This window comes from Dietzia sp. SLG310A2-38A2 (assembly GCF_014145095.1).
Classification (GTDB): Bacteria; Actinomycetota; Actinomycetes; order Mycobacteriales; family Mycobacteriaceae; genus Dietzia.
This window is the reverse complement of record NZ_JAALDX010000542.1, coordinates 39,640-43,768: the sequence shown is the minus strand read 5'-3', so window position 1 is coordinate 43,768 and position 4,129 is coordinate 39,640. Positions and strand designations below refer to the sequence as shown.

Below are 4,129 nucleotides of genomic sequence, written 5' to 3'. Positions count from 1 at the left end.
TCCCTCCGCCGGCGCCCACACGTCCACGTGCAGGATGTCGGTGCCCGCGACGATCGGCTCGGGGATCGCCGGGTCCGGGTCGAACCTCAGCCTCTGGGCCGTGGCGGCCGGCCGTGTCGCATCGCGAACCCCGTGCCACGGCTCCCGGCGGACCGGGGCGGCGAAGCGCAGAGCGCCGACCGGGTCCTCGGCGTACGGGATCCCGTAGAAGCGGACGACGTCACCGAGGTCGGTGCCGCGGACGTGGCCGGTCGACAGGGTGACTTCGGCGTCGGTCATGGGCGCCAGGTTAGCGATGACGGCTGAGATCTCCCGGCGATCCCTGCTAGGAAAAGGTGGTGACTAGTGACAGGGACCAGATCATCGAGCGGCTGGCCGACATCGCCACCGCTCTGGACACCCGCGACTGGGCCGGGCTGAGAGAGCTGTTCACCGAGTCCGCGTCCGGATACGGGGCGGCCGGTCGGGAGCAGATCGTCCGGACGGTCCGGGACCACCTCGGCGGGTGTGGCCCGTCCCAGCATCTGTTGGGCAACCACAGAGTGCAGGTCGCGCTCGACGGGGATGAGGACCGGGCGAGGAGCCTGACATACGCGCGCGTTCTCCACCTCGGGACGGGAGACCAGGCCGGCCTGAGCTACGAGTGCTTCGGCGAGTACTCCGACCTGTGGACCCGTACGCCAGAGGGCTGGCGAATCGTCTCCAGGCGGTTCCGCATCGACTTCGACCGCGGCGACTTCCGGACACTTCAGCCCGGCTGACCCCGAAATGCCGATCAGGCCAGAGGAGAGAATCCTCTGGCCTGATCTACTGCTCCCCCATCTGGACTCGAACCAGAAACCCTTCGTTACTGCGTCATTGTCGTTTGCCCTTCGCAAAGTGCGTCATTCTGCGCATTGACCAGCGGACACACTCCCCCGGTCATTCGGTGGCATTACGCCGGATTAAGGCGGATGCGGCCCATAAAGGCGGATAAACGCCCGATCCGCCGGATGGGTTAACGTGTCTACGTCGGCTGCCACCGGCGATGAAAGGGACCCTGTTCGGCCCGCAAGTGTTCGCCCCTTTTTTCGCAACGGAAGGCAGACCATGACCAACGTCCACGTGATCGAGCACCCCACCGCCCCGGTCGCGATCTGGCATGACGACGGCATCCCTGACGCCCCAGTCATCGCGGTTGACGTCGACTACCCGGGTCGAGACCACAACGAACCGGTGTTCATCCCCGCCTCTATCGCGCGTGAGGTTGCCGCCGCGATACTGGCAAGCGTTCCCGAATAGCTCGCGCGCGGCGTTTCGACAAACCGACGAACCCCCGCCGCCCATGACGGGTGACGGGGGTTCGTTGTTGCGGCTGTGTCATTGCCGCGCCGATGCCGGGGGACCAGCCCGACACCGGAGACTGTGGGGCCTATCCGCGGACGCGGGTGATGCCCTGCGCTCGGACCGACTTGTCCGCGATGTGGGGCAGAAGAGCGCCGTCGAACCTCGGGTACTTGTAGGTGACACCGCGCCACGTCGGGACGCCCCGGCTGCCGCTGCCCGTGAACACTCGGTCACCCTCGATGCGGGTGGCGGGGTCGACCTGCGTGCGCTTATCGACCACCGGGACGCCGGCCTCTCTCACGACGGCGGCAAGGGCATTGACGGCGTGCTCGTGTTCGCCGTACCGCTTCGCCGTCGCCTCGATTGTCGAGAGGTACGCATCCCACGCGGCCTTGATATCGGCCTGCCCCTTCGCATGGACGTCCGGGTCGATCTTCGCCGCGAGTTCGTCGGCCTGGACGGCGGCGGCCTCCTGCGCACGCTGCGCCATTTTCCGCTCGTGGCGGGTCCGGTGGACGGTCTCGATGTCGGTCTCGGCGTCGGCCTTGACGCGGGTGTCGGCCAACTCGGCGGGATCTACGTCGTCCCCGCCGGCGATCCGATCCCGGATGGATGCCAGTGCGTCGCGCCACGTCCGGCGCTCGGTGAACTCGGCGTCGTGGTCGGTGGTCTCGGTCATGGGGTGGTCCTCTCGTCGGTGGTGCGGTCTTGGTCGTGTCCTGCGAGGGCGGCGGCCCATGAATCGAATCCGTTGCGGAGCTGGTCGAGCAACGAATCCCCGGTGTCGTCAGTGGCACTCACCCGGTCACCCAAAGTGATGAGCTTGTCGGCGCTGATGCCGGCCACGGTGGCGAGTGCTCGGAGGATTGCGGGGTCGAGGTCGTCGTCCTGCAAGGCCTCGATGAGTCGCCCGGTGGCAAGGTCTGCGGCCTCGGTGAACTGGTCGGTGAGGTCAGCGCGTACGTCTGCCAGTCGGGCGGCTGTAGCGGCTGCGGTCCCGGCACGAACCCACGACACGCCGGCGGCTTGCGCTGCCTCGTCTACGGCCCGCCGGCTGATGCCTAGGGTTCGGGCTACCGCGTTGCGGCCCATGCCGTCAGCGGCCAATCTGGCAACGGTTTCGGGGTCCGCTTTTCCCGTGGGTCCGGCCCGCCCGGTCATGCGGCGTCGGCCTGTCGTCGGGGGTCATGGGCGCTGGTGGCATCACTGAGGGCCAACAGCGCGGGCGCGATCAGCTCGGGGTGGGCGGTGAGCATGTCCGCGATGATGCGGCGGGTGTTCTCGGTGGCCTCGTCGCTGACTGGCATGGGTAGGGGAGCACGACGGACCCGCCACCGCTCGTCCACGGAGGACACGACGTGCAACAGGGCGAGGTCGACGCGCTCTCGGGGGAGCTGGCGAATGACGCTGGCGGCGGCGACGTTCGGCGCATCGATCAAGCGGTCGATGAGGTCGCCGGTTCGGGATGAGCGGGCTTCGAGCAAGGTCAATTTCGGGCGCTTGGGCTTCGTCACGAGGGGCCTCCTGGGGTCTGGTGGCGGGTCGTCATGCGGCGGCCTCCTGGCCTTGAGCGGCGTTCTCGGTTACGCAGGCGATGCACTTGCCGGTGACTGCTCCGAGGACTTCGTGAGGATGGATCGGGCATCGGGGTTCGTCGTCCTGCCGGGGCAAGTCGATTCTGAATCCATCGGCGTCAAGGGGCACTGGGGCCAAAGATTCCGGTAAAGGTGCCAAAGGTGCCTTCACACGTGCATGGGCACCTTTGAACCTCCCTGGATCTGTCGGAGGGTTCCGATCTAACAAGGAAGACTGGAACCCATGGCAGCACCACGAAAGTTCGACGCCGAGACCCGTGAGCGCGCGGTCCGGATGTACCACTCGCACCTGGCGGATGCGCAGTGCTCCAAGCTCGCCGCCCGCAAGCACGTCGGGTCGCTATTGAGCGTGAAGCCCGAGACCCTGCGGAACTGGATCGAGGCCGAGTCGGGCGCCGCGCCAGCGCAAGCGTCGGCCGATTCAGCGGAGGTAAAGCGACTCAAGCGGGAGAACGCCGAACTGCGGCGGGCGAACGAGATCCTCAAGACCGCCTCGGCGTTTTTCGCAGCGGCGGAGCTCGACCGCCGACTTACCTAATCGTCGACTACATCGACGCTCACAAGGTGCGATTCGGGGTCGAGCAGATCTGCCGCGTGCTCACCGAGCACGGCATCACGATCTCCCCGAGCACCTACTACGCCCGCTCAGCTGCGCCGACCACGACCGCCGAGCTGGATGACGCCTATGCCGCCCACGAGGTGTTCTGCTTGTTCCACGACCAGCGGGGCCTGTACGGGGTGCTCAAGCTGTGGCACAGCCTGCGTCGGCGAGGCCGCGACGTCGGCCGGGACCAGGTCGCCCGCCTGATGGGCATCTGCGGCATCACGGGCATCGTGCGAGGTAAGCGGCGCACGATCACGACTGAGTCGGATCCCTCGGCGGATCGGCATCCCGATCTGATCGACCGCCAGTGGAACGCTCCAACGCGTCCGGACCAGTGGTGGGTCGCTGACTTTACATATGTATGGACGTTGGCCGGCTTCTGCTACGTCTCTTTCGTCGTTGACGTCTACTCCCGCCGGATACTCGGCTGGCGAGCGTCGATGACCAGGCGCTCTGATCTGGTCCTGTCGGCGCTCGAGCAGGCGATCCACACCCGACGACGGGGTTCGTTCGAGTTCACCTCGACCGGGCTCGTCCATCACAGCGATGCCGGCACCCAGTACGTCTCTTTGGCGCTGACCGATGCACTTCGCGAAGCCGGGAT

At 66.9% G+C, this 4,129-nt stretch carries 6 protein-coding genes, 1 pseudogene and 1 other annotated feature; of the genes and pseudogenes, 3 read left to right on the top strand and 4 right to left on the bottom strand.

From position 1 onward, the window contains the following. On the bottom strand, positions 1 to 279 hold a 279-nt coding region (locus tag G6027_RS17425; RefSeq protein ID WP_182638262.1), incomplete at its 3' end, for a carboxylesterase family protein. A gap of 59 nt (positions 280 to 338) precedes the next feature. On the opposite strand from G6027_RS17425, the gene G6027_RS17420 reads away from it, so the two are divergent. Then, complete coding sequence (locus G6027_RS17420; protein ID WP_182638231.1) at positions 339 to 761, top strand: nuclear transport factor 2 family protein; 423 nt, start codon at positions 339 to 341, stop codon at positions 759 to 761. 328 nt (positions 762 to 1,089) lie between these two features. After that, on the top strand, positions 1,090 to 1,281 hold the full coding sequence (locus tag G6027_RS17415; RefSeq protein WP_182638230.1) for a hypothetical protein: 192 nt from the start codon (positions 1,090 to 1,092) through the stop codon (positions 1,279 to 1,281). A gap of 130 nt (positions 1,282 to 1,411) precedes the next feature. Here G6027_RS17415 and G6027_RS17410 read toward each other — a convergent pair whose 3' ends face one another. The 3 genes from G6027_RS17410 to G6027_RS17400 form a co-directional block, all read right to left on the bottom strand. Then, the gene (locus tag G6027_RS17410; protein WP_182638229.1) at positions 1,412 to 2,005 is read right to left on the bottom strand and encodes a hypothetical protein; all 594 of its coding nucleotides are present in this window, start codon (positions 2,003 to 2,005) and stop codon (positions 1,412 to 1,414) included. Then, positions 2,002 to 2,343 (bottom strand): hypothetical protein, encoded by a 342-nt coding sequence (locus G6027_RS17405; protein ID WP_182638228.1) that lies wholly within the window; start codon positions 2,341 to 2,343, stop codon positions 2,002 to 2,004. Before G6027_RS17405 ends, G6027_RS17410 begins: the two co-directional genes overlap by 4 nt. A 140-nt stretch (positions 2,344 to 2,483) precedes the next feature. Next, positions 2,484 to 2,840 carry a hypothetical protein gene (locus G6027_RS17400; RefSeq protein WP_182638227.1) on the bottom strand — a complete coding sequence of 119 codons (357 nt, stop codon included), beginning with the start codon at positions 2,838 to 2,840 and terminating at the stop codon, positions 2,484 to 2,486. Positions 2,841 to 3,144: 304 nt separating this feature from the next. Here G6027_RS17400 and G6027_RS17390 point away from each other — a divergent pair. Then, positions 3,145 to 4,129: pseudogene (locus G6027_RS17390) on the top strand (IS3 family transposase); the annotation flags it as partial. Next, positions 3,417 to 3,548, top strand: a sequence feature (AL1L pseudoknot). It overlaps the preceding pseudogene by 132 nt.